The sequence below is a fragment of the Variovorax brevis genome (genome assembly GCF_030317105.1).
Taxonomy (GTDB): domain Bacteria; phylum Pseudomonadota; class Gammaproteobacteria; order Burkholderiales; family Burkholderiaceae_C; genus Variovorax; species Variovorax brevis.
Genome location: NZ_JASZYG010000004.1, coordinates 81125 through 105915, shown reverse-complemented (window position 1 = coordinate 105915; position 24791 = coordinate 81125). Strand labels below are relative to the sequence as shown.

At 65.9% G+C, this 24791-nt stretch carries 25 protein-coding genes; 13 read left to right on the top strand and 12 right to left on the bottom strand.

The window, feature by feature from the left end:
* Positions 1-7 precede the first annotated feature (7 nt).
* The 4 genes from QTI66_RS13265 to QTI66_RS13250 all read right to left on the bottom strand — a co-directional run bounded on the left by QTI66_RS13265 (position 8) and on the right by QTI66_RS13250 (position 4421).
* Positions 8-1018, bottom strand: a complete 1011-nt coding sequence (locus tag QTI66_RS13265; protein ID WP_286560118.1) for a P1 family peptidase — start codon at positions 1016-1018, stop codon at positions 8-10.
* Positions 1019-1207: 189 nt separating this feature from the next.
* On the bottom strand, positions 1208-2644 hold the full coding sequence (locus tag QTI66_RS13260; protein WP_286560116.1) for a DUF2252 domain-containing protein: 1437 nt from the start codon (positions 2642-2644) through the stop codon (positions 1208-1210).
* A gap of 71 nt (positions 2645-2715) precedes the next feature.
* Positions 2716-3687: a glycerophosphodiester phosphodiesterase gene (locus QTI66_RS13255; protein ID WP_286560115.1), complete on the bottom strand. Its 972-nt coding sequence runs from the start codon at positions 3685-3687 to the stop codon at positions 2716-2718.
* Between the two features lie 56 nt (positions 3688-3743).
* Entirely contained in the window at positions 3744-4421 is a 678-nt protein-coding gene (locus tag QTI66_RS13250) for an ankyrin repeat domain-containing protein (RefSeq protein ID WP_286560113.1), read from the bottom strand.
* A gap of 231 nt (positions 4422-4652) precedes the next feature.
* Between QTI66_RS13250 and QTI66_RS13245 the strand changes: the two genes are divergently transcribed.
* From QTI66_RS13245 to QTI66_RS13220, 6 genes are all read left to right on the top strand, one after another.
* Positions 4653-6383 carry a pyrroloquinoline quinone-dependent dehydrogenase gene (locus tag QTI66_RS13245; protein ID WP_444814996.1) on the top strand — a complete coding sequence of 577 codons (1731 nt, stop codon included), beginning with the start codon at positions 4653-4655 and terminating at the stop codon, positions 6381-6383.
* A gap of 137 nt (positions 6384-6520) precedes the next feature.
* Complete coding sequence (locus QTI66_RS13240) at positions 6521-7093, top strand: c-type cytochrome (RefSeq protein ID WP_286560111.1); 573 nt, start codon at positions 6521-6523, stop codon at positions 7091-7093.
* 21 nt (positions 7094-7114) lie between these two features.
* Positions 7115-7657, top strand: a complete 543-nt coding sequence (locus QTI66_RS13235) for a cytochrome b (protein WP_286560110.1) — start codon at positions 7115-7117, stop codon at positions 7655-7657.
* Positions 7658-7698: 41 nt separating this feature from the next.
* Positions 7699-8652 carry a beta-propeller fold lactonase family protein gene (locus tag QTI66_RS13230; protein WP_286560108.1) on the top strand — a complete coding sequence of 318 codons (954 nt, stop codon included), beginning with the start codon at positions 7699-7701 and terminating at the stop codon, positions 8650-8652.
* A gap of 68 nt (positions 8653-8720) precedes the next feature.
* Positions 8721-9512, top strand: coding sequence for an SDR family NAD(P)-dependent oxidoreductase (locus tag QTI66_RS13225; RefSeq protein WP_286560107.1), 792 nt, complete (start codon positions 8721-8723; stop codon positions 9510-9512).
* A 283-nt stretch (positions 9513-9795) separates the two neighbouring features.
* Positions 9796-10386 (top strand): DUF3806 domain-containing protein, encoded by a 591-nt coding sequence (locus tag QTI66_RS13220; protein WP_286560106.1) that lies wholly within the window; start codon positions 9796-9798, stop codon positions 10384-10386.
* Between the two features lie 15 nt (positions 10387-10401).
* Here QTI66_RS13220 and QTI66_RS13215 read toward each other — a convergent pair whose 3' ends face one another.
* Complete coding sequence (locus tag QTI66_RS13215) at positions 10402-10944, bottom strand: YceB family lipoprotein (protein ID WP_286560105.1); 543 nt, start codon at positions 10942-10944, stop codon at positions 10402-10404.
* A gap of 145 nt (positions 10945-11089) precedes the next feature.
* Positions 11090-11530 carry an OsmC family protein gene (locus QTI66_RS13210; RefSeq protein WP_286560103.1) on the bottom strand — a complete coding sequence of 147 codons (441 nt, stop codon included), beginning with the start codon at positions 11528-11530 and terminating at the stop codon, positions 11090-11092.
* 193 nt (positions 11531-11723) lie between these two features.
* Between QTI66_RS13210 and QTI66_RS13205 the strand changes: the two genes are divergently transcribed.
* Positions 11724-13415 (top strand): long-chain fatty acid--CoA ligase, encoded by a 1692-nt coding sequence (locus QTI66_RS13205; protein WP_286560101.1) that lies wholly within the window; start codon positions 11724-11726, stop codon positions 13413-13415.
* Between the two features lie 28 nt (positions 13416-13443).
* Here the strand turns inward: QTI66_RS13205 and QTI66_RS13200 are convergent, their stop codons facing one another.
* A complete protein-coding gene (locus QTI66_RS13200; protein ID WP_286560100.1) occupies positions 13444-14799 on the bottom strand; it encodes an NAD(P)/FAD-dependent oxidoreductase in 1356 nt (451 codons plus the stop codon).
* Between the two features lie 129 nt (positions 14800-14928).
* Between QTI66_RS13200 and egtB the strand changes: the two genes are divergently transcribed.
* From egtB to QTI66_RS13175, 5 genes are all read left to right on the top strand, one after another.
* Positions 14929-16176: an ergothioneine biosynthesis protein EgtB gene (egtB, locus tag QTI66_RS13195; protein WP_286560098.1), complete on the top strand. Its 1248-nt coding sequence runs from the start codon at positions 14929-14931 to the stop codon at positions 16174-16176.
* Positions 16177-16178: 2 nt separating this feature from the next.
* Complete coding sequence (gene egtD, locus QTI66_RS13190) at positions 16179-17168, top strand: L-histidine N(alpha)-methyltransferase (RefSeq protein ID WP_286560096.1); 990 nt, start codon at positions 16179-16181, stop codon at positions 17166-17168.
* A 35-nt stretch (positions 17169-17203) separates the two neighbouring features.
* Entirely contained in the window at positions 17204-17485 is a 282-nt protein-coding gene (locus QTI66_RS13185; protein ID WP_286560095.1) for a DUF427 domain-containing protein, read from the top strand.
* Positions 17482-18219 (top strand): 2OG-Fe dioxygenase family protein, encoded by a 738-nt coding sequence (locus QTI66_RS13180; RefSeq protein WP_286560093.1) that lies wholly within the window; start codon positions 17482-17484, stop codon positions 18217-18219. The genes QTI66_RS13185 and QTI66_RS13180 overlap by 4 nt, the downstream gene beginning before the upstream one ends.
* A gap of 120 nt (positions 18220-18339) precedes the next feature.
* Positions 18340-18777 carry a universal stress protein gene (locus QTI66_RS13175; protein WP_286560091.1) on the top strand — a complete coding sequence of 146 codons (438 nt, stop codon included), beginning with the start codon at positions 18340-18342 and terminating at the stop codon, positions 18775-18777.
* Here QTI66_RS13175 and QTI66_RS13170 read toward each other — a convergent pair.
* The gene (locus tag QTI66_RS13170) at positions 18767-19447 is read right to left on the bottom strand and encodes an RluA family pseudouridine synthase (RefSeq protein ID WP_286560089.1); all 681 of its coding nucleotides are present in this window, start codon (positions 19445-19447) and stop codon (positions 18767-18769) included. The genes QTI66_RS13175 and QTI66_RS13170 overlap by 11 nt on opposite strands.
* A gap of 474 nt (positions 19448-19921) precedes the next feature.
* Between QTI66_RS13170 and QTI66_RS13165 the strand changes: the two genes are divergently transcribed.
* Positions 19922-20176: a hypothetical protein gene (locus QTI66_RS13165; RefSeq protein ID WP_286560088.1), complete on the top strand. Its 255-nt coding sequence runs from the start codon at positions 19922-19924 to the stop codon at positions 20174-20176.
* Between the two features lie 168 nt (positions 20177-20344).
* On the opposite strand, the gene QTI66_RS13160 is transcribed toward QTI66_RS13165, so the two are convergent.
* From QTI66_RS13160 to QTI66_RS13145, 4 genes are all read right to left on the bottom strand, one after another.
* On the bottom strand, positions 20345-20689 hold the full coding sequence (locus tag QTI66_RS13160) for a hypothetical protein (protein ID WP_286560087.1): 345 nt from the start codon (positions 20687-20689) through the stop codon (positions 20345-20347).
* A gap of 127 nt (positions 20690-20816) precedes the next feature.
* Positions 20817-22004: a tetratricopeptide repeat protein gene (locus QTI66_RS13155; protein ID WP_286560085.1), complete on the bottom strand. Its 1188-nt coding sequence runs from the start codon at positions 22002-22004 to the stop codon at positions 20817-20819.
* Positions 22005-22015: 11 nt separating this feature from the next.
* Positions 22016-24058 carry a bifunctional metallophosphatase/5'-nucleotidase gene (locus QTI66_RS13150; RefSeq protein ID WP_286560084.1) on the bottom strand — a complete coding sequence of 681 codons (2043 nt, stop codon included), beginning with the start codon at positions 24056-24058 and terminating at the stop codon, positions 22016-22018.
* Positions 24059-24135: 77 nt separating this feature from the next.
* Complete coding sequence (locus tag QTI66_RS13145) at positions 24136-24537, bottom strand: cupin domain-containing protein (protein WP_286560082.1); 402 nt, start codon at positions 24535-24537, stop codon at positions 24136-24138.
* Positions 24538-24791: the final 254 nt, after the last annotated feature.

The following is a 24791-nucleotide window of genomic DNA, read 5'->3' as shown; positions in this document are numbered from 1 at the left end:
CGATTCTTCAATGGTGTGCACCAAAATCGGCCGCGCAGGGAATGTGCAGGCTCGCACCTTCCGACATCACCGTGACGGCACGCGCCGCCTGCACTGCGCGCAAGGTGGCACGCGCGACCACTTCGGCGGCCAGCGCGCCCAGCACGGTCATGCCAGGCGATTCGTCGGTGAGCGCGACGCGGCCGGTCGCGAGCGCGAAGAGCGTGTCGCCATCGCTCATGGTGTGGACCGGATTGATGGCGCGTGCAAGGCCGTCGTGCGCCACGGTGGCCAGGCGGTTGGCCTGCACCTTGGTGAGGACGGCGTCGGTCGCGATCACCCCCAGCGTGGTGTTGGTGCCGGCGAGCAGGGGTTTTGGAAGTTCGCCACGGATCAAGGCGCGGCGGGTGTCGAGCAGGGCGCGGCCGTCGGGCGTGCGCGCTCCGGCGACGACAGTGGCCGTGTCGGGATCGAGCACATCGCCCAGCGCATTGCACGCGATCAGCGCGCCGACGGTGACGCCGCGCACCGTGATGGAAGCGGTGCCGATGCCGCCCTTCGTGGCACGCGCCACGCCAAAAAGCTTGCCCACGAGCGCGCCGCTGCCAGCGCCTACATTGCCTTCGGCGGGCGCGGTCGACGAAGCCGCTTCGCAAGCCGCATAGCCGGCCGCCGCGTCGGGTCGGATGCGCGCGTCGCCCAAGGGCAGGTCGAAGAGCACGGCCGCCGGCACGATGGGCAGGGTGCCAAAGCGCACGTCCATGCCGACGCCGCGTTCCTCCAGCCAGCGCACCGCCCCATCGGCAGCGGCCAGGCCCCAGGCGCTGCCGCCCGCGAGCATGACGGCGTGCACATGCTGCACGAGGTTGCCCGGCGCGAGCAGGTCGGTCTCGCGCGTGCCCGGCGCGGCGCCGCGAACATCGACGCCTGCGACCGCTCCTTCGCGCGCGATGACGACGGTGCAGCCCGTGGGCCGTCGCGCGTCGGTGTAATGGCCGACTTCGATGCCGGCGACGTCGGTGATGGCGCCTGTGTTCATCGGGCCTCCTGCGTTCATCGCGTCTCCTGCGTAGTGCGCGTTGGACCGCTCAGGTGACGGGGCAAGCGGGGAGGTGCTTCAAGGGTTCCACAGGGCATGGCGGCCGATTATGGTGGAGCGGTGGGTTGAGGGAGACGCTGATCGAGTCTCCACGCACCCGCATCACGCTGAGTCTTGATCCGGCACTCCCTATTCCGGTTCGATGACCACTTCGATCTGCCCGTCCAGCACCGCCTTGCGCAGCACCTCGTGGTCGCGCTCGTTCTGGTCCGCGTAGGCGGCGGCGAACTTGGCGATGGCCTTGTCGAAGGTGTCGCTCTTGCCGAGGTAGCCGCTGATGTGCGCCGGTGCGCCTGATCGCGCATGGGCACGTGCCAGCGTCCAGCCGCAGGCCGCGGCGTAATCGCTCATCACGCTGGGTGTGAAGAGGTCGACCAGTGCGCTGATCTTCATGTCGCGCAACTGGCGCACGTAGAAGTGCCGGCCCAGTTCGCCTTGCGTCCAGCCCAGGAAGATGTCGCTGGCCGACTGGATGAGCCGGTAGCCGTTCACGATGCGCTGGCCGTGGTTCGCATACTGGCTCTTGCCGGCATAGGCTTCCAGCACCGATGGGCGCGCCTCCTTGATCTGCAGGAAGAGCGGGTCGTCCTCGCTGGCCATCATGAGCAAGATGCCGCAGAAGGTGCCCACGCTGCCCACGCCCACCACCTTGACGGCGACGTCCTTGATTTGATAGCGGTCGACCAGGGTGCGCCGGTCTTCCTGCAGCGAATCGCGGTAGGTGGCCAAGCCGTTCCACGTGCGGTCGATCAGCGACTCGCCGCCCTCGGGGGTCGGGTGATAGACGAGCGGCGGGTTGTCCTTGATGCGCGGTGCTTCGCCCGCCATCGCCGCGAGCTTGGGAAAGTCGTGGTCGAGCACGGTGCGCTGGCGCACGGCTTCAAAGCGCTTTTCAAATCGCCTGCGGGCCTGGTCGTCCGAGATCGTCGAAAGCGTCTTCTTCACTTCCACGGAGGAATACCAGACCTCGAGCACCGACATGCGGCTGTACTCGGCCATGTGCTCGCGGTAGGAGCGCACGCAGGCCAGCGTCGCATCGCGCGCTGCGCTTTCGGTGAAGCCGTTGTTGCGGCAGGCCACGACCACGCTGGCCGCGAGCCGCTTGACGTCCCACTCCCACGGCGCGGGCAGCGTTTCGTCCATGTCGTTCACGTCGAAGATGACCTTGCGCTCCGGCGTGGCAAAGGCGCCGAAGTTCATCAGGTGGCAGTCGCCGCAGGCCTGTACGCGGATGCCCGAGGCGGGCGTGGTGGAAAGGTCGGCCGCCATGCCGAGCGCGGCGCCTCGATAGAAGGTGAAGGGCGTGCGCACCATGCGGCCCATGCGGATCGGGATCAGGTTGGCGATGCGCCCCTTGTTGGACTGCGCCAGCAGGTCCAGCGGGTCGGGCCGGTGGGAGCCCGGCTTCCACGTCGCGTGGGATTCGCGCGGGCAGGCGTCGCGCAGGCCCTTGCCGAGCTTCTGGAACTCGGCCGGTGATGGACGTGGCGCGGGCCGTGCGCCCGGGAGCAGGGCCGGCTTGTGGGGCGTCTTTGTCTTCGGGGATTGGCCTGAAACCTTCTTCATGGGGGCTCCTTCAGCACGGGACGCGTGCCCGATGCATTGTTGCAGCCCCGAAAGGGTTTGGGGCTGTTCTGTCAGTGCTTGAGCGCCTTGGGCAAGGGCAGGCCACGTTCGCGCATCAGGTCGCGCAGCACGTCGGGGTAGTCGGTGATGATGCCGTCGACGCCCCAGTCCATGAGGCGCACCATGTCTTCGCGTTGGTTCACGGTCCAGGGCAGCACGCCGAGCCCGAGGCTGTGGGCCTCCTTCACTTGGTCTTGCGTGAGGTCGCCGAAGCTGGGCGACCAGACCACGGCTGCGCCGCTGCTGCCGGCTGCGGCCTTGACCAGTTGCGGGACCGAGCCAAAGCGGTCGAGGACGAGGCCCGACGTCCAGCGGCTGTCCCGGAGCGTGCGCGTGCTGGTGAGGTAGGCGCGCGGCAGGCTGGGCGCCATCTGGCCGACGAGCGCCAGCGTGCGCCAGTCAAAGCTCTGGATGGTCACGCGCCCCGCCATGTCGGACTGCGCGATCACGGCGAGCAGCGCCTTGACGATCGCCTCCGGCGACGCCGTCTCGGCGGGCAGCGTGGGGTCGATCTTGGTCTCGATGTTGAAGCGCACCTCGCTCGCGGCGACGGAGCGTACTTGCGTGAAGAGGGCGCCGAGGGTCGGAATGCGCTCGCCGTCGCGCGCACGCTGCGCGGCAAACTGCTTGCCGTAGGCGCTGTCGGCGTTGATGCGGCCGACGTCGTAGGTCTGCAACTGCGCCAGCGGGAGCGATCGGATCGTGGGGCCCTTGGTCGTCAGCCAGGCGCCCTTGGCGTCGCGTGTGTGGTCGGGGTTGAGCGAGGTGTCGTGGGAGATGACGACGGTGTCGTCCGAGGTGAGGCCGATGTCGAGTTCGAGGGTGTCAACGCCGATGTCCAGTGCGTTCCCGAAGGCGGCGAGGGTGTTCTCGGGCGCGAGGCCGCGGCCGCCGCGGTGGGCTTGGAGGTCGAAGGCGTGTGTTGGGAGCGCGCAGGCCAGGAGGCAAGCCGTGAGGAGTGGCTGCAAAGTACCGAAGTTCATGCGTCGAAGTGGTCGGGGTGCCAGATGGGAGCACCTTAGCAGCGTGGCATGGCGGCTCAATGAAGCCCGGCGGTCTCCACCACGGCGCCCTTGCCCGCACCGCGCGCAATGTCCATCGCCGTCATCCCCCGGTCATCCTTCAGGTCCGCCTTCGCGCCCCGGGCCAGCAAGAGCTTCACCGCCTCACCTTGCCCCTGTCCTGCTGCCCACATCAACAGCGTCAGCTTGTGCTCATAGGTGGCGTTGACGTCGATGCCCGCTGAAAGCAGCGCATCCAGCACCGCCGCATTCCCCTGACCTGCCGCATACACCGGCGCACTCTTGTTCATGTGGTCAACGGCGTCCAGCCTCGCACCAGCCTGAAGCAGTCGCTTCACCAACACTGCATCCCCGCTGTAGCTGGCCGCGATCAACGGCGTGACGCGCTCCAGCGAAGGAAGGTCGACGTTGGCCTTCGCGTCGATCAACGCAATGCCGATGTCAGTGCTCCCTTTCTCGCAAGCAATCAGCAACGGCGTCTTGCCCAGCCGGTTGCGCGAATCGACCACCGCACCGCGGGCGATGAGGGCCTTCACGCGTCCCAGTTCCCCCTGTCGCGTTGCGACCAGCAACTGCGCATTCAGGTTCGGATCCGACTCCGCCTGCGCCGCCGCTCCGACCGGAACGACGCACAACAACAGGGCCACAAGGCCCGACGCGAGCACCTGAAAAGCGGGGAAATCCCAAAGCGGCATGGTTCTGTCCTGTAACTATGAATGCTGCGATGCGGCATCAAAAATAGCTATTCAGTTGACATGAATCTGGCTACGCTCGCAAGCGAGACAACGAAGGTGTCCTTTTGTAAAGGGAAAAAATCCTGACGCGCATATCCACCCACGCGCTGCAAGTTGTCTCCACGAGCCGACTTCGTTGTCGACCCGCGTCGGTGGAGGCATAGGCAAAAAACAAAGCCTGAGGAGACCACGATGCAGAAGTCAAACGTCCAGCGCCGCGCTCGCGTGCTGGTTTTAGCGCCGGTACTCGGCCTCATGTCGTTGGCGGCCTTCGGGCAGGCCGAGATCGCGGGGCAGGCGCAGGCCACCGGCGGGCCGGTGCCCAGGGATGTGAAGGTGTCGCAGCAGCAGCTCGACGCCGCCGCCGGCAACAGCACCAACGTCCTGCACTCCAACCTGAGTTATGCGCAGACGCGCTACTACCCGGGCGCGCAGATCAACTCGGGCAACGTCAGCAAGCTCAGGCCCGCCTTCACCTTCCAGACGGAAGTGGTGGAGTCGATGGAAACCGCGCCGATCGTGGTCGACGGCGTCATGTACATCACGACCTCGTACAACCACATCTATGCGCTGGACGCCGCCACCGGCAAGGAGTTCTGGCACTACAAGCACAAGATGGGCGCGGTGACCACCTACTGCTGCGGCCCCAACAACCGCGGCGTCGCCGTGATGGGCGACAGGCTCTACATGGGCACGCTGGACGCCAAGTTGATGGCCTTCGACGCCAAGACCGGCAAGGTGCTGTGGTCCACGCAGATTGCCGATCCCGAAGCCGGCTACTCCGAGACCATGGCGCCAGTGGCCGTCAACGGCAAGATCCTCATCGGCACCAACGGCGGCGAATACGGCATCCGCGGTTTCGTGAAAGCCTTCGACGCCAACGACGGCAAGGAACTGTGGAGCTTCGCCACCATTCCTGAAAAAGGCCACGAAGGCACTTGGGCCACCAAGGACGCCACCCAGCGCGACCTGCACCGCGACATCGCCGCCGAAAAGGCCGCGCTCGCCAAGAACGCCGACTTCTACAAGACCCTGGGCGGCGGCGTGTGGATGGCGCCGGCGATCGACAAGGAAAGCAACACCGTCTTCTTCGTCGTCGGCAACCCGAGCCCCGACCTCTATGGCGCCGAGCGGCCCGGCGACAACCTCTACACCGATTCGATCGTCGCCGTCGACCTGAACACCGGCGCCTACAAGTGGCACTACCAGTATGTGCCGCATGACATCTGGGACCTGGACGCCGTCTCGCCCGTGATCCTGACCGAAGCGAAGGGCAAGGACGGCAAGATGCGCAAGGTTGCCATCCACGGCGGCAAGACCGGCCACGTGTACGTGCACGACCGCGCCACGGGCGAACTCATCCGCTTCAGCGAAGCGATGGTTCCGCAAGAGAACATGTGGGTGCTGCCGACCAAGGACGGCGCGCGCATGCTGCCCGGCGCCAACGGCGGCGTGGAGTGGAGCCCGATGGCCTTCAACCCCAAGACGCGCCTGGCCTATGCGGCGAACCTTCATCAGCCGATGACCTATCACGTCGAACAGGCTGCGTACCCCGGCGGCAAGCTGTGGCTGGGCGGCGCCTTCAAGGTCATTCCGTCCGAGAAGCAATGGGGGCGCCTGGCGGCCGTCAACATCGACACCGGCAAGATGGTGTGGAAGTACGACACCGAGCAACCATTGATCGGCGGCGTGCTGGCCACGGCCGGCAACCTCGTCTTCAATGGCGAAGGCAATGGCCTGTTCCGCGCGTTCGACGCGACGAACGGCAAGAAGCTGTGGGAATACCAGGCCGGCGCCGGCGTCAACGCACCTGCCGTGTCTTACATGGTCAAGGGCAAGCAATACGTGGCGGTGGCCGCCGGTGGCAACACGCAGCTGGACTTCAAGCGCGGCAACTCCGTCATCGTGTTTGCGCTGAACTGACAGCAGAAAGAACCTTGGGCTTGCACCGCCGTACAGACAACGAAACCCCGTCGCGCGGCGTGCAGGCTCCTGCGCCTGGATCGGGTCCGGGCCTGCGCCATCGATGGCGTCAGGGCGCCGCGGGTTTTGCGACTGCGATGCTTCTTGTCTTGACGGCAGGCCATGCCGGCGCCCAAGGCACGGCACCGACCGCTGCCGGCGGAGCGGCCGCTGCACCGCCCAAGGCTGCTGCCTGCGCGGCGTGCCACGGCGCCGATGGCAAGCCCATCCTGCCGGCCTATCCCGTCATCGCGGGGCAAACCTCGCGCTACCTCTACCTGCAGCTGCGCGACTTCCAGGAAGGCCGCCGCAAGAACGATCTCATGACGCCCATGGTCGCCGGCATGTCGCGCGACGAGATGCGCGAACTGTCCGACTACTTCGCCAAGCAGAAGCCTCCGCCGCAGAAGTTCGCCGTGGTCGCCGACAAAGCGAAGCTCGGCAAGGCCAAGGCCGAGGAAACCCTTTGCACCATGTGCCATCTCGGCGGCTTCGCGGGCCAGAACGAGATCCCGCGCGTGGCGGGCCAGAACTACGACTACATCATCAAGCAGCTCGCCGACTTCAAGGCGCGGCGCCGGACCAACGATGCGGGCAGCATGACCAGCGTGGCCAACACGCTCAGCGACCAGGACATTGAAAACCTCGCACAGTATTTGGTGGGCTTGTAGTGCTCGCGTAATATGCCTTCAGTGCCGCGAACCGACGTCTTCACCAAGTACACACGCACAGCCATCGTCCTGCATTGGCTTCTGGCCATCGGGCTGCTGTCGCAGATCACCTTCGGCTTCTTCCTGGACGAGATCGCGCCGCGCAACACGCCTGCGCGGGCCGGCGTCATCAACCTTCACAAGTCGTGCGGCATGGTGCTGGGCATGCTGATCATGCTGCGCCTCGTGTGGCGCTTCAGGCATGCGCCGCCGCCCTGGCCGGCCACGATGCTGATGGGCGAGCGCCGTGCCGCCACCATCGGGCACTGGCTGCTGTATGGCTGCATGGTGGTCATGCCGCTGTCGGGCTATGTGGCCTCCAATTTCAGCAAGTTCGGTGTGGTCTTTTTCGGTGTGCACCTGGAACCCTGGGCACCCACGCTGCCCAAGGTCTATGCCATCTTCAATGGCGTGCACGTCGTCACGGCCTTCATCTTCACCGCGCTGATCGTGGGCCACATCGTCGTGGCCCTGCGCCATGCGTGGGTGCAGCGTGACGGGATATTTTCCCGAATGCTTTGGTAGGGTCCGGGAGTAGAGTGCATCGGTCAGTATCAGGAGACAGCATGTCGTTTCGATCCGTTCTTGCGCGGGCGTTGGCCCCGTGTGTCCTCGCATTGCCGGCGCTCAGCCTGGCGGCGCCCTTTGCCTATGTGCCCAACGAGGGCTCGGGCACGCTGAGCGTGATTGACACGGCAACGGACAAAGTGGTCGCCGAGATCGCCGCGGGCAAGAAGCCGCGCGGCACGGCCATCAGCAACGACGGTCGCACCGCCTATGTGAGCGATCAGCCCAACAACAAGATCGTCATGGTCGACCTGGCGGCGCGCAAGGCCAAGGGCACCATCGATCTGGGCGAGTCGCCGGAAGGCGTGGGCATCTCGCCGGACGGCAAGTGGGTCGTCGCCGCGGTGGAAGAGTCCAACGACGTGGCCTTCGTCGACACCAAGACCAACAAGCGCGCCTTCATCATCAAGGTGCACGGCAAGAATCCCGAGCACGCGGTTTTCTCGCCGGACGGCAAGTACGTCTTCGTGAGCGCGGAAGAGGGTGAGGCGCTGGACATCATCGACTTCACCAAGCGCGAGCAGGTCGCGCAGGTGCCCGTGGGCAACCGGCCGCGCGGCATCGGTTTCTCGCCGGACGGCAAGCGCGCCTATGTCGCGGCTGAAAACTCCAACGAGCTTTTCATCATCGACGCGCTGAAGTTCAGCGTGCTCAAGAAGATCAAGGCGGGCTTGCGGGCCAACGGCATCACCGTTCACCCGGACGGCACGCGCGTGTACATCTCCAACGGCGGCGACGCCACGGTGTCGGTGCTCGACACCAAAACGGACACCATCACGGCGACCATCCCCGTCGGCCAGCGTCCCTGGAACATGGCGTTGACGCCGGACGGCGCCAAGCTTTATGTGGCGTGCGGCCGCTCGGGCGTGGTGTCGGTCATCGACACGGCCAAGGGCACCAAGATCACCGACATCACCGTGGGCAAGCTGCCCTGGGGCGTGGCGATTCGCTGAATTACGACACCCGTGCGCGGCCTTCGCGCCGCCCTCAGAATGCGATCTTCATTGAATGAGGAGATCGCATGACAGCAGAGCGCAAGGCAGCCATCGTCACAGGTTCGGCCACAGGCGTCGGGGCGGCAACGGCCCTTGAACTGGCCCGGCGCGGCTACGACGTTCTCATCAATTATTCGAAGAGCGAAAGCGAAGCGCAGGAGGCCGAGGCCGCCTGCCGCGCCGCTGGCGCCGACACACTGCTGATGCGCGGCGACGTTGCCGACGACGCCGATTGCAAGGCCATGGCCGAAGCAGCCGTTGCCCGGTGGAAGCGGCTCGACGCGCTGGTCAACAACGCGGGCATCACCACCTTCGTGGGCGGCGGCAACTGGGATGCGCTGGATGGCGAGGCGTTCCAGCGCATCTTCGCCGTCAACGTGGTCGGGGCCTTCCAGATGGTGCGGGCCTGCGTGCCGCATCTGAAGGCGAGTCGCGGCTGCGTCGTGAACGTGTCGTCGATTGCGGGAAGCCTGGGCATCGGGTCTTCGGTGCCCTACGTCGCGTCCAAGGGCGCGGTCAATTCCATGACATTGCATCTGGCCCGCACGCTGGCGCCCGAAGTCCGGGTCAACGCGGTGTGCCCCGGGATGATCACCACGCGCTGGTTCGTCGATGGCGTGGGCGCCGAAGCGTACGAGAAGCTCAAGGCCAACTACGAGCGCATGGCGCCGCTCGGCAAGCCCTGCACGGCGGAAGATGTGGCCGAGGCGGTGGTCTGGCTGGTCGATGGGGCGCGCACCATCACGGGGGAGATGGTGCTGCTGGACTCCGGCATGCACCTGGGCGCCGCGCCGCCGATCGTACGGCCTCAAAGCTGAGAAGACGCCCGGGCGCGATCCGCCGAGGACTTGTTCAGCGTCCTGCCAGGCAGAAGTCCAATTTCACGCTTCCGAGGGTGCCCCGTCGCGTAATCGGCGTGGTCGGCATGCGCGGCAGATCCTTCCCGCAGCCCGCTCAGCCGCGTCTGGTACGGCAAGTTCGCTTCGAGACAGACAATGACAAATGTCAAGCGAACGTCTCTCAGGACTCGCATGAAGTCCGCCCAAGAGGCCGGGCGCATGCAGGCAGGCGAACGCACTTCACCACCGATGAGTCACTTGCATGCCTACCTCAGAGCGATCGCTTACCCCCAAGGAACAATCCCGGTTGTCCAGCTACGCCCGCATCGGGCTGCAGATGATCGGTGAATTCGAGGACACCCGGCCCTCGGCCGTCGTTGCCGCCATCGACGGCTGCGTGGACATGCTGCAGCGCAAGCAACGAGGTTGGTTGGCCAGGCTCCTGAACCTCAAGTCGAACAACACCGAAACCGCTCGCGCGCTGGGCGTCACATGGGGCGACCAGGTGGTGCGCGAATTCGGATGGGAATGGGTCGTGGTACTGCTCGACGGAAAGCGCTTCTTTGCCGTGACGCCGCCTGACCGCTCGCTGGCCATCTACCCGACGGAATTCATTCTCGAATGCCTGGATGCGCCACAAGCCGATTGCACCGTCTCGCTGTCTTTCGACATGCTGCGCTCCGGCTCCATTCCCATGCAAACACCGCTCAGCTACACGAGCGTGATGCCTGCCATCCATCGTTTGAAACCCAAGCACGCCCTCAACCTGAAGCGGGTGCCCGGGCCGGCGCTGTTCGGCGTGGAAGACCGGGATGGTCGCCTTTGCGCGGACCTGGTGTTCGTCAAGGCCTGATTCAAGGCACCGCGTCTACTTCAGCTGCACCTTGATGTCGTCCTGCTGGACCGTGATCTCGCCGATCTCGTAGGTCTTGCGGCCGAAGCTCAACTCCTCCGGCTTGAACACGCGAAGCGGATAGTCGCGCAGCAACTCCTGCATGACGACGCCGCCGATGCGCTGAAGCCGCACCGCGTCCTGCCCCGTCACGCCTTGCATTTCGAGCCGCTCGGCCCGCGGTTCGCTCAGCCGCAGTGCAAGTGCAGGCGCGTCGTAGCGCAATGCACTGCTCACCGCCACCACTCCATCGACACTTGAAGGCTGCAACAGCGGACTGCTGATGTTGAGCTGCGCCGTGATGGACGCCCGATTCGCCGCTGCGTCGAGCGCCAGGCGCGGGTCGCGCAGTGAAACGCTGAAGACCTCCAGATAGCGCTGCGTCACGGGGAAGCGCTTGGCAATCTGCGCCTGCAGTTCCTCACGCGTGGCCGTGTACTCGCTCAGGAAGAAATTGAAGCCTGCGAAGGCAGCAAGCGGTGCGGGCCCAACTGTTGCGACGACCAGCGTGCGAAGCATTGAACGGCGTGTATAAGCGCAAGCGCGGGAGGAGGGCAGTCGATCGGGCATCACGCCTGCGAGCTTGCCACAAGCGTCTTGGTTCCCCGAAAAGGTGGCCGCAGTCGTCGCGCCCGCACCGCCACCACACACCTGCAGCCCGCCGTCACGAAGCCTTGAGCGTCGCCTTCAGCGTGATCTCCGGAACGCTTGCCAGCGCCTTGGAAAGCGGGCAGTTCGCCTTGGCGCCATTGGCGATTTCATCGAACTTGGCCTGGTCGATGCCCGGCACGGCCGCTTCCATTTCAAGCGCGATGCGATCGATCTTGAAGCCGGGGCCGTCCTGCACCAGACGCACCGCGGCACGCGTGTCGATCGATGTGGCGGCCAGGCCCGCGCCTTCCAGCGCAAAGGCAAAGGCCATGGTGAAGCAGCCCGCGTGGGCCGCACCCAGAATTTCCTCCGGGTTGGTTCCCTTTCGGTCGTCGCCGAAGCGACTCGCGAAACCGTAGGGATAGTCCTTGAGCGCACCGGTTTCGGTGCTGATGCTGCCTTTGCCGGTCTTGCCGGCGCCTTCCCAATGGACACTTGCTTTTTTCTCGGGCATGGAGACTCCTCGGTGGGTTGAAGGGAACCCTGCTTTTTACGACCGCGCTCACACAAAGTCTGTAGTCGTAAGGCGCAACCGATATCCTGTTTGCCGGCGTCGCCAACGCGACGCCAACGCGACGCCAATCGGGCCAAACCCGGTGTGATCCCGGGCCTGCCCGTCGTAGGCTCGCACCCTTCCTGGAGACTGTATGGAACGACCGCACCACAAGTTCTGGCCCAAGCGCCTGCCGCACTCGATCACCGTCCCCGCCACCTCGATGTGGCACAACCTCGCCACCAACGCCGCGCGCTATCCGGACAAGCCTGCGCTCGTCTTCTTCGGCACGACCACCACCTACGCAGAGCTGGCGGCGCAAGTCGGGAAGCTCGCCGGCACGCTGCACGCCCTGGGCGTGAAGCGCGGCGACCGCGTGGTGCTGGACATGCAGAACAGCCCGCAGCTCGTCATTGCGCACTTCGCGATCATGCGGGCCAACGCCGTCGTCGTCCCCGTCAATCCGATGAACCGGGCGGAGGAGCTCAAACACTACATCACCGACCCGGACGCCAAGGTCGCGTTCATCACCGGTGACCTCGCGGCGGAACTCGCCAAGGCCAACAACGCGCTCGATCCGGAAGAGCGGCTGGCGCACATGATCGTCACGCAGTTCACCGACGCCTTCGACGCGAACGTGGAAGGCGACATCGCCCCGGTGCCCGCGTGGAAGGACTGGCTGCTCACGCGCCACCCGCTGCCCGAACTCGACGGCGGCCAGGTCATGACGTGGACCGACGCCCTGAACGCCGGTCACGCCGCGCCCGAGCACGTCGTCGGCGCCAACGACATGGCCTTGCTGCCCTACACCAGCGGCACGACCGGGCTGCCCAAGGGCTGCATCCACAACCACTCGAGCCTGATGCACAACGCCGTGGCGAGTCAGGTCTGGGGGCTGGGTTCGTCGGAAGGCGTGGTGCTGGCGGTCGTGCCCATGTTCCACATCACCGGCACGGTGAGCATGATGCACACCTCGATCCTCGTCGGTGCCACGCTGATCATCATGCCGCGCTGGGATCGCGACCTGGCCGGCCGGCTGATTTCGCGCTACAAGGTCACGAGCTGGACCAACATCCCGACGATGGTGATCGACCTGCTCGCCAGCCCGAACTTCGCCAACTACGACCTGAGCAGCCTGACGCACATCGGCGGCGGCGGCGCGGCGATGCCGCAGGCGGTGGCGCAGCGCTTGTTCGATTTGTATGGCCTGCAGTACTACGAAGGCTACGGTCTCACGGAAACGGCAGCGCCGTCGCACGCGAATCCGTACGAGAACCCGAAGCAGCAATGCCTGGGCATCCCCTACATGAGCACCGATTCGCGCGTGGTCGATCCCGACACGCTGCAGGAAATGCCCATCGGCGAATCGGGCGAGATCATCACGCACGGCCCCGAAGTGTTCCAGGGCTACTGGAAGCGCCCCGACGCCACGGAAGCGGCCTTTGTCGAATTCGAAGGCAAGCGCTTCTTCCGCACCGGCGACATGGGCCGCATGGACGAAGACGGCTACTTCTTCATGACCGACCGCCTGAAGCGCATGATCAATGCGAGTGGCTTCAAGGTCTGGCCGGCCGAGGTCGAGTTGCTGATGTTCAAGCACCCTGCCATCCAGGAAGCCTGCGTGATCGCCACCCGGGACAGCTACCGCGGCGAATCGGTCAAGGCCGTGGTCGTGCTGCGTCCCACGCACAAGGACACGACCGAGCAGCAGATCATCGACTGGTGCCGCGAGAACATGGCCGTCTACAAGACCCCGCGCGTGGTGCAGTTCGTCGACGCGCTGCCCAAGAGCGGCAGTGGCAAGGTGATGTGGCGCCTGCTGCAGGAGGCGGAAGCCAAGGCTTGACCGAGGCTTGCGTCCGCCGGCGCGTTGCTCAGGTCTCCGGCTTCGGGACGCTCTCCGGCCCGGTTTCCGGCACCACCCGCGCGCCGCGGTGATAGGTGCGGTAGACGCTGGCCCAGTCCATCAGCACGACCAACCGGTTGCGAAAACCGATCAGGAAGTAGGCGTGGGCAAGGAGCCAGAACCACCAGGCCGGCGCGCCGCTGAAGCGCAGCGGGCCGAAGGGCGTGCCCAAGTCCACCACCGCTGCGTTGCGGCCGATGGTGGCCAGGTTTCCATAGTCGGCGTAGTGGAAGGCCTGCGTCGGCTTGCCCTCGATGCGCCGCAGGATGTTGGCCGCCGCAGTTCGGCCCATCTGCTTGGCGCCGGGCGAGACGCCCGGCACCGGCGTGGGCGCCTTGCCCTTTGCATGGCTCATGGCGGCAGCCAGGTCGCCCACGACGCTGATCTCGGGATGGCCCGCCAGGCTCAGGTCGGGCTCGACCGGCAGGCGCCCCGCGCGGTCGCAATCGATGCCCACCGTTTCGCCCAGGATGCGTCCCAGCGGCGAGCCCGTCACGCCGGCGGCCCACACGACGCACCGGCTTTCGATGCGTTCGACGATGGGCGTGCCGTCGGCCGCGGTGCCCGTCTGGACGTTCAGGCCGGTGGCGTCGATGGCGGTCACCCGGGTGTCCAGATGCACTTCCACGCCGAGCTTCTCGAGTTGCTGCAGCGCCTTGTGGCTGAGGTTCTCGGGCATGGCCTGCAACACGCGCGAGCCACCTTCGATCAGGAGCACCCGTGACTCGGCTGGATTGAACCGGCGGTATTCGCCGGACAGGGTGTGCCGCGCGATCTCCGCCAGCGTGCCGGCCATCTCCACGCCCGTGGGCCCAGCGCCGATCACGCAGAAGGTGAGCATGCCGCGCCGCAGCTCGGGGTCGCGTTCGAGTTCGGCGGCTTCGAAGGACAGCAGTACCTTGCCGCGAACGTTGAACGCGTCGGCCAGCGTCTTGAGTCCCGGTGCATTGGCGGCCCAGTGGTCGTTGCCGAAGTAGCTGTGGGTGCTGCCCGCCGCCACCAGCAGGTGGTCGTAGGCGACGCGGTGACCGTCCGACAGCAGCACCTCGCGCGTGTCCGGCGAGAAGCCGCTGACTTCGGCCATCAGCGTGGTGATGTTCTGCTGGTTGCGAAACAGGGTGCGCACCGGCGCCGCGATCGATGGCGCCGCCAGCCCCGCCGTTGCCACCTGGTAGAGCAGCGGCTGGAACAGGTGATGGTTGGTCTTTTCGATGACCGTGATGTCGACGTCCTTGTCCTGCAAGGCCCTTGCGGCTTCGAGTCCGCCGAAGCCGCAACCGACGATCACGATATGGGGTTTGGAAGGGGAACCTTGCGTTGTCATGCCGGCGATGATACGCAGGTCATTTCGCAATATGGAATCAATTGGACAAGGTCAGCGCGAGACTGTGTCTTACACAAAGGGTATGCGTGTTGGACTAAAAACGCGGATTGCTCTGTCCGGAGTTTCAGCATGATTCCATCCCGCACGTTCGCGCAGGCGGCGAGCGCCCTGCGCGAACGTTTTCGTGCGGTCCGCTCGCACAGCCTTGGCTTGGCGGCGCCGCTGTCGGCGGAAGACCAATGCATCCAGTCGATGCCCGATGCCAGCCCGACCAAGTGGCACCTCGCACACACGACCTGGTTCTTCGAGACGGTGCTGCTCGAGCGACATGCGCGTGGCTACGAGCCCTTCGACCCGCGTTACCACTACCTCTTCAACTCGTACTACGAAGCGCTGGGGCCGCGTCATCCGCGCCCACAGCGCGGCCTGCTCACCCGTCCTTCGCTGGACGAAGTGCACGCCTATCGCCAGCACGTGGACGGCGCGGTGTTGAAGTTGCTCGAAGACACCCGTGAGAGTGAGTGGGACGCCATCGAGCCGATCGTCACGCTGGGCCTTCATCACGAGCAGCAGCACCAGGAGTTGATCCTCACCGACATCCTCCACGCGCTGTCGTGCAATCCGCTGCTGCCGGCCTATCGCCTGGCCACGGGACCGACGCTGCGCCTGGCCGCATCGCCGTCGGCCGTGCGATGGATCGACATGCACGGCGGTGTGGTGGAGGTGGGTCATGCCGGAGGCGGTTTTTCCTTCGACAACGAAACGCCCCGGCACACCGCCTTGCTGCGGCCTTACCGCATCGCCGATCGCCTGGTCACTTGCGGCGAGTTTGCACAGTTCATTGCCGACGGGGGTTACCGGCGGGCGGAGCTCTGGCTGTCGGACGGCTGGGCGGCGGTGCAGGCCAACGGATGGCGCGCGCCCGCCTATTGGCTCGCGCCCGACGACCCGCGCCTGGTGCATCAGGCGCCCGGCGCGGACTGGCAGGTCTTCGGTCTTCAAGGGGTGCGGCCGATGGAGCCCGAGGCGCCAGTGTCGCAGTTGAGCTTCTACGAGGCTGCCGCGTTCGCCGAATGGGCGGGCGCCCGCCTGCCCACCGAGTTCGAGTGGGAGGCGGCCAGTACGGCGCCCGGCATGACGCAGCTCAGCGGCCATGTCTGGCAATGGACGCGCTCCTCCTACGACCCGTATCCTGGCTTCAAGCCACTGCCCGGCGTGGCCGCCGAATACAACGGCAAGTTCATGGTGGGACAACTCGTGCTGCGCGGCGGGAGCGTCGCAACACCGGCCGAGCACACGCGGGCGACCTACCGGAACTTCTTCCCGCCGGCAGCGCGCTGGCAGTTTTCCGGGCTGCGGCTCGCGAAGGACCTTTGAAAATGCGCAATCCCCACGTTCAACTCGATCCGTCCATCGTCCGCGAACACCAACAACAAGAACTCCCCGCCACGGTCTTTGGGCGCGAGTTGCTCGCCGGGCTCCTGCACAAGCCGCGCAGCATTTCCCCCAAGTACTTCTACGATGCGGCCGGTTCGAGGTTGTTCGACGCCATCTGCGAATTGCGCGAGTACTACCCCACGCGCGTCGAGTTGGGCATCCTGGCCGAGCGCGCGCCGGAAATCGCGATGCAGATCGGCCCGCGCGCCGACATCGTCGAGTTCGGCGCGGGGTCGCTGCGCAAGGTTCGCCTGCTGCTGGACGCGCTGGATTCGCCCACGCGATTCGTGCCGATCGATATTTCGGGTGAACACCTGGAGGATGCGGCCGGGCGCCTGCGCGCGGACTACCCCGGCCTGGCCGTGCAACCCCTGGTGGCCGACTACACGCATCCCTTTGCGCTGCCTGCGCAACTGCCCGATGCCGGCGCGCGGGTCGGTTTCTTTCCGGGTTCCACGCTGGGCAACTTCAATCCTGAAGAGGCGTTGGCATTTCTCCAGATGGCGGCGCGCATGTTGCGCGGTGGCGGCCTGCTCATCGGCGTCGATCTCGTCAAGGACCCGGCGCTGCTGCACGCGGCCTACAACGATGCGCAGGGCGTGACGGCAAGGTTCAACCTCAACCTTCTCCAGCGCGCCAACAGCGAACTCGGCGCCGACTTCGACCTTGAAGGCTTCACCCACGCCGCCTTCTACAACTCGCCGCTGCAGCGCATCGAGATGCACCTGGTGAGCCGCCGCGCACAGACGGCGCACCTGCTCGGCGAGCGCATCAGCTTTGCCGAAGGCGAGACCATCCACACCGAGAATTCGTACAAGTTCACCGTCGACGGCCTGCGCACGCTGGCGGCCCGCGCCGGCTTCGGCATCGGCCCCGTCTGGACGGACCCGGAACGCCTGTTCAGCGTGCATTGGCTGCCGGCGGCACAATAGGCCCCTGCCCGCGAGGTTCGGGCTGGAGATATTGAATGAAAGCTACCTGGAACGGCGTGACCATCGCCGAGAGTGACGACACCGTCGTCGTCGAAGGGAACCACTACTTTCCCGCCGCGTCGCTCAACCGCGACTTCGTCACCTTCAGCAACCACCGCACCACTTGCGCGTGGAAGGGCTCGGCCAACTACTACTCGCTGCTTGTCAACGGCGAACTCAACACCGACGCCGTCTGGTACTACGCCGACCCCAAGCCCGAAGCCGACATGGTGCGCGACCGCGTGGCCTTCTGGAAGGGCGTAAAGGTCGAGGCGTGAGGGACTTCGCGCCACCCCGCACCCCGCCCGATCAACTGTCCCAAGCGCTCCTGGGCGACGGCTATGCCGTGCTGCCTCCGCAGGACGTCGCGCAATGGCTGGGCGCGCCGCTGGCGAAACTCGAAGCCCTGCATGCCGACTGGAATGCGCTGCCGCCGGACGAATACCTGAAGGACGGGGGCCGCTACCGCACGCGCCGCCATGCCTGCTTCGTGGCCAACGGTCCGCAGCTTGAGCAGGTGCCGCACCGCGCGCATTGGCAACCCGTTGAATACAACGCCCTGCACGGCGGCATGCAACGCTGGTTTGCGCCGATCGAGGCCGCCACCGTGGTGCAACCCGTCTGGCAGCGCCTGATGCGCAAGCTGGCCGACACCGCGAGCGACCTGCGCGGCGCGCGGCCCTGGTTCATCGAAGCGCACCAGTTCCGCATCGATACCTCGGGCGGCATCGGCCGACCGACCCCGGAAGGGGCGCACCGCGACGGCGTCGACCTGGTGGCGGTGGCCTTCGTCGGCCGTCACAACATCAAGGGCGGCGAAACGCGGGTTTTCGAAGCCGATGGGCGGCGCGGCGAACGTTTCACCCTGACCGAGCCCTGGACCCTGTTGCTGCTGGACGATTCACGCGTCATTCATGAATCGACGCCCATCCAGCCGCTGGTCGAAGGCGAGCCGGGCTGGCGCGACACGCTGGTGGTGACCTGCCGGAAAGAGGCTTTCCAAGGCGACTGAGCCGGTTTATCGACCGTTCCGAAGGGGGCGGGAGAGTCCTACAGCCGCCGGGCCTCATACTCTGTAGATTCTGATCTGGGTTGCTTCGACCCCCGGTCATGAACGAAAGCGAGGTCCAACATGTTCAACCACATCCTGGTTCCGATCGACGGCTCCGAGACATCGATGATGGCCGTGAGCAAGGCAAGTGGGCTGGCGCTGGCGTTCGGAAGCCGCATCACGCTGATCCACGTGATCGACAACTACCCGTTCATCGGGGTGGGCGCCGACTATGCGCTGGGGCAAAACGAATACCTGGCTGCTGCCACGTCAAGTGCAAATGCGGCCCTGGCACGCGGTGTTGCCGCGCTGGCGGCCGAGGGCTTGCACAGCGACCAGCGCGTGATCGACGGCCATGTGGTGCATGAAGGCATCGTCGACACCGCCAACGCCCTGGGCGCCGACCTGATCGTGATGGGCTCGCACGGGCGCCACGGCATCGAGAAACTGTTGCTTGGCAGCGTGACGCAACGCGTGCTGCAAGACGCGCATATTCCCGTGCTGGTCGTCAGGACCTGAGCCTGCTTCCTGCTTCAGCGCCCGGAGCGAGAGGAGACCAGGCACTTTCGAACCGCAGCGCCTCCTTTGTGAAGGGATGCTCGAACACCAGTTGCGTCGCATGCAGCATCAAGCGCGGTGCGCGCGCCTGGACTGCTTCCCCGGCGTACAACGCATCCCCCAGGATCGGATGCCCGATGTGCGCCAGATGCACCCGCAACTGATGCGTGCGCCCTGTCTGCGGTGCAAGCTCAAGCAGCGTCGCGCCCATCTCGGGCAAAGCCACTTTCACCCGCCAGAGCGTCCGGCTCGCCTTGCCAGCCGCGTCGATCATTTGCAAGGGCCGGCGCGGCCAATCCGCGGCGATCGGCGCGTCGATCTCCTGCCACGCGCCGCTGTCCTGCAACAACACCCCGTCGACCACTGCTTCATAGCGCTTGCCCACCTGCTGCGTTTCAAACGCACGGCTGAGCGCCCGCTGCATGTCGGCGCCGCGCGCCATGAGCACCAGGCCGCTGGTGGACATGTCGAGCCGGTGCACCACCAAGGCATCGGGCCAGCGCTGCGCGGCGCGGGTGCTCAGGCAGTCGAGCTTGTCCGCGCCGCGGCCGGGCACGCACAGCAGGCCGGAAGGCTTGTCGAGGACGAGCAGGTCGTCGCGCTCGTGGACGATGTTCAAGGGGAGGGTCACGATGGCGCAAGCGTAGCGTGCGATGGCGTTCCTCACGCTGGAGGTGGGCGTCGGTCCTTGATGGGCAATATCGGCTCGCTGTCATCGCAGAGCCATCAACCGCGTCCAGACTCGGAGCCCATGAATTCGCCCATCTCCAGAATCATCGCCACGACCGCCGTCGCATGGCGACTCGCCGACAAGACCACGACACAGCCCGCAGGCAACAAGCACGGCGGCACAAGCCGTTGAGAGCATGATGATTCGACCCCCGAAGCAATCCAGGGTCATGTCGCGCAGCAAAATGCCCTGATGCGGTGCGCGCAGCGCGCCTTCAACCGGAATTGCCCTGCGCAAGCAAGTAAGCGCCCGCAACTGCGACTCCCGGGTGGCAATACCCATGTCCGCCAGCAGATGCTGGGGTCTTTGTCATATTTCCCGGCGGTGCCGCGATCACAATCAGAAACACCGAATCAGCTCCCGGAAGGAGAACTCATGAATGCGATCAAGCGCGCCCGCCGGTTTATCGAGCAGAACCCCGAACAAGGCTCTGCGGCGGTGCTTTCACGGTTGGTGCTGGCGCTCGAATCTGACGAGCACGGCTTCGAGCTCTCCGACCTGTACGAGCTTGACCTCGATTCGTTCGACCTGGCAATCGACATCCTCAAGGAATGGCGCCTCGATCGCTACTACGCCGGCAAGGCGAAGCTGTTCGATCTTTCGCTGCAGATGGCGCAGATGCAGCAATAGGGTGCAGCGACGGCGCTCGCCGGTTTCACGCAGGCCGGGTCAGGCCACGATCGCCGCAAGGCGGTTCAACGACCAGAACGTCGCCATAGTGCCGATGCCATACAACGTGTTCGAGCACCGGTTTGTCCAGCGCCTCGTTCAACCCGATCTGCGCGAGCGATGGATGGGTCAGGCGGCGCGGCGCGAAAGGCGCAGCCAATCCGGGAACTGCTTGTCGAAGTCCTGCGGGCCAATCTTGTCGAAGCACTCGCACGCGGAGTCCGGCAGTCCCAGGCTCATTTCGTTGTGCCAGAGCACGATGCCCAGCAGGCGGACCACCCGGATGCGTTCTTCGCGCGGCACGGGGAATTCGCAAACGTGGGGCGGGATCGCATGCATGCCCACCCGGCGCCGTACCTCGATGGTGATCGGACCATTGCGCTCCATGCGTATGCGCACCGAGCTCCTCAGCCATGCCTGCAGATAGAGCGCGCGCAGCGCCAGGGCGATCAGGATGAGTACAGCGATGAACATGGCGAACCTCGGTCTCGTGTGTTGTGCGTGGGGCTGTCCTTCGGATGGCAGTCGTGAGAAGCAAGTTAAGACACACTGTTCCTTGATGCAATAGAGCAGAAGGCAAGATTCGTCAACTTGTGCACGATCAAGGCGATGCATGCGGCGAGATGAGCTGCACGGCAATGCGCAGCGCGTTTTCGTAGACCTGGTCGGCCCCTGTCGCCCTTGGTGGCACTGACGAAGTGCTTGTGGCGGACGATGGCACGGCGGGCGCTGACGCCAGGCTCTGCCAACGCGATGCGGGGAGCATCAGGGCTTCGCGGTCCGGTCCCTGCAAGGCGATGCCGGCGAGGCGTCCAGCGTTGTCGAACACCGGTCCGCCGTGAGGGCCGTCGGCCAGATCGATGCCCAGTCGGCGCAGGCCCGCGCCGCCTTGGGAAGCAGCGAAGAAGCCTTGGCTCAGCCACGGCCACGCTGCCTCGGCGTTGTCCGATGGCGCAAATTCGACCGTGAAGCCGGGGCTGCCCGCGAACGGTTCGCGAGGCGCCGGCGCAGGCATGCCCGCGGCGTCGATTGCGGCGTCAAGGCGCAGCACCACAATGCTCGCGTCCACCGGCAAGCTGCTGTCGATATGCGCGCGCGACGTTTGGCCCAAGCCGTTGCGCACCCACAGCATGTCCTCTGGCATCGACCGAACGGCCGATGCCGGCACCAGCGCCAGCGCACCGCCGGCAACGAGCACGCCACTGGCTACAACGCGTGCCGTCGCCGGCAGCGGCGCCTGGCTTGGTTGCATGACCCCATGCGGCGCCATCCGGTGTGGCGGCTCGAGCAAGACGCCGGCGGCCACAGGCAGGGGCGCCGTGAAGGCGCGGCGCACTCCGAGTGCCACCGCGTCCTGCGGCGCGCGTGCCAGCGTCTCGTCCAGCGTGCGTCCGGCAAAGGCGCCTTGCCCGCCGGCGCGCAGCAGCCATGCATACAGCGCGCCGGCGGGCGGGGCGTCGGCATGCGCCCCCGCCACATGGGCGCAGAAGGCCAGCGCGCGCCGGTATTGGCCGGCTTGCAGGTAGCTGCGCACCAAGGCCATCTCGGTGTCGGGTGCGTGCGCCATCAGGGCGGCGCGCTCGAGGGTTTCGGTGGCGGCGCCGGTCTGGCCCTGCGAGAGCTGGAGTTCAGCGCGGGCGAGCAGTGCGGCGCGGGTCTCGATCGTCGGCGAGCCGTTCACCCGCAAGTCCGGCGGCGAAGGCTGCGCATCGACACGGGCGCCCAGCAAGGCCAGCGCGATGCAGCCCAGCGTGCCGATGCGCGTGAACCGCTGCTTCAGGAAATGCAATCCCCAATTCCTCAGGGCACGACCGTGATGCGAGGAATCGCCAGCGCCGGCAGGGTCGGGTCGTAGGGGGCCTTTGGTGCCTTGTAGCCCGCATTGAGGTACGCCGTGAGTGCGTCGATGTCCTGCGCGCCACCCAGCACGTTGGTGCCGCCCAGCAGCACCGTGAATCCGTCGCCGCCGGTCGCCATGAAGTTGTTGACCGTCACCCGATAAGTCTTGGCCGCGTTTTGCACCACGCCGTTGGCCACGAGGGTCTCGGGTGCGCCGGTGGCCACTGGTGGCGTCACCGTCACGTCGGTCGGCGCAAGCACCACGTTCACGATCCTCGAACATGCCGCGGCCGATGCGCTCCACGTGTACTTCAGCCCGTTGGAGACCTGCATGATCCGCTGAGCGGTCTGGCCTTGGCAGCCGGTGAACTGTTGCTCGAGCAGGTCCTTCAACTGTTGCGCCGTCAAGGTCATCGTGACCAGGCTGTTGCCGAAGGGTTGCACCGTGAAGGCGTTGCCGTAGGTCACGTTGTACGGGTAGCTGGCACCGGTGAAGCCCGGGTTGCGCGCGCCGCCGGCGTTCATGAAGGCCATCACCGCGCCGCCGAGCGCGTTGGGTTGCGTGGCCTGGAGTTGCGCATCGGCGATCAGGCTGCCGGCAGGCATCTCGCCCGCGCTGTTGGCGGTGTTGGGCAACGGCGATGCGATGGTGCCGATGACCTGGCCCGCCAGCGGTGAGGCCAGCGCGTTGTAGCCATCGACGATGTTCTTCACGCTCGGGTCGGTCGCGATCGCGTCGTTGATGGCGACGTCGGTGCGGTCGACCAGGCGGTTGGTGACGGACACCGCCATGACCTTGTGCGAGCGCGGGTGCATGGTGAGGTCGATGTCGGTGAGAACGCGCCCGAAGGCGCTGGCGCTGGTCACCGGAATGAGCCGTCCACGGCTGTTGGGCAGGCCCGTCGGCCGCGGCGTGCTCACGGCCACGCCATTGACGTTCCTGACGTCCAGCGTGTTGGCCGAGCAGTTGTACGCTGCGTGCGTGTGGCCGCTGATGACCAGGTCCACGCGGTCGTCCAGGCGCTTGACGATGGCGCCGATGTCCGAGTCGCTGCCGTCGGCATTCTTGAGGTTGCCGTCGCAGCCGTTGATGTCGCCGACGTTGGGGCTGGTCTGGAAGCCGCCCTGGTGCACCAGCACCACGATCGCATCCACGCCCTGCGCGCGCAGGCGCGGCACGAGCGCGTTGACGGTGTCCGCCTCGTCGCGGAATTCCAGTCCGGCCACGCCGGTGGGTGTGACGATGCCCGGTGTGCCCTTGAGCGTCATGCCGATGAAGGCCACCTTCGCGCCGTGAAATGACTTGATGCCGTAGGGCGGCAGCAGCGGGCGACCGGTGGCCGTCTCGATCACGTTGGCCGACAGCCACTTGAACTTCGCGCCGTCGAAGGTGCCAGGCGACATGGAGCCCAGGCCCTTGCAACTGTTGGGATCGGGCACGCTGTCGGTGAGCTTGCAGCCGCCGTTTTGCAGGCGCTTCAACTCGGCCGAACCCTTGTCGAATTCGTGATTGCCCACGGCGTTGAACTCGACACCGATCTTGTTGAGCGTCTCCACCGCTGGCTCGTCGAAGAAAAGGGCCGAGATCAGCGGCGAGGCGCCGATGAAGTCGCCGGCGCCCACCACCACGTTCTGCGGGTTCTGCGCCTTCAGCCTGGCGACATGGGCGGCGATGTATTCGGCGCCGCCGACGGCCGGACGCTGCGCGGCGGGCACCAGTGTGTTCACGCCGAAAGTGCCGGGAGATTGCAGGTTGCCGTGGTAGTCGTTGAAGCCAATGATTTTGACCGTGATCGGCTCGGGCGGGCGGCCGTGACGGTCGTGGTTGTCTCGGTCGTGGTCCCTGTCGCGGTCCCGGCCACGATCGTGGTCATCGCCCCTGTCGCTGGTGGAAATGGCCTGCCCGGCGTCGCGCGGCTGGGCCAGCGCGTGAGGCGCAAGCAGCATGCTGCCCGCGGCAGCGCAGGCCAGTGCACAGCCCGGCAAAAGGCGTCGGAACGTCATGGCGCTTCTCCTCGCGGTCGATGTACCGCGAGTGCACTATCGAAGCCGCCGGTGACGCCGTCATGACGCGAGATGAACTACGCGTCGTTCACCGTTTCATGCTCGGCCGGAACAAGGATCTCCAGAAGTTCGCAGTCATCCGACCAGCCGATGACGGTATGGCGGATGCCAGGCGGCTGCACCCAACTGGACCCGGCCACGAGGCGCTGCGGCCCCACCCCTTCGAAATCCGTTTCGAACCAGCCCTTGAGGCAATACACCATCTGGAACTGGACGTTGTGGTGGTGGCGCAAGCTCAGCTCAGGCCGGAAGGGCGCGACCATGCGGATCACATGCGCCTCGGCCAGCCCGTTCGTCGCCTTTGCAACGCCCAGGTCACGGTAGGCGGAGTAGTCACGCAAGCCGCCCGTCTTGAAGTCGGCCTCGTTGGGGTGGCTGATCACGAAGCGCTGCGGCGCGAGCGTCGGCTGGGGTTGCATCGGGTTCTCCGTACTGACATCGGTGCGACATCTCACCTCCAAAATTTCGCCGATGCAAGCGAATGATGCGATCAGGGCGCAGGCTCGCAGAATTGACGCAGGGCGCTCGGGGCGGCGGTCGTGCTGGCCTGGGCTGATTCGCCTGGCCTTGAAGACGGGTCAAGACACGACCTGACGATCTTCATGGGGCGGGCGGCATCGGGCCAGGCGCAACGACATTCGCCCGATTCGTGAAGCACTTCACGCGGCGCAGG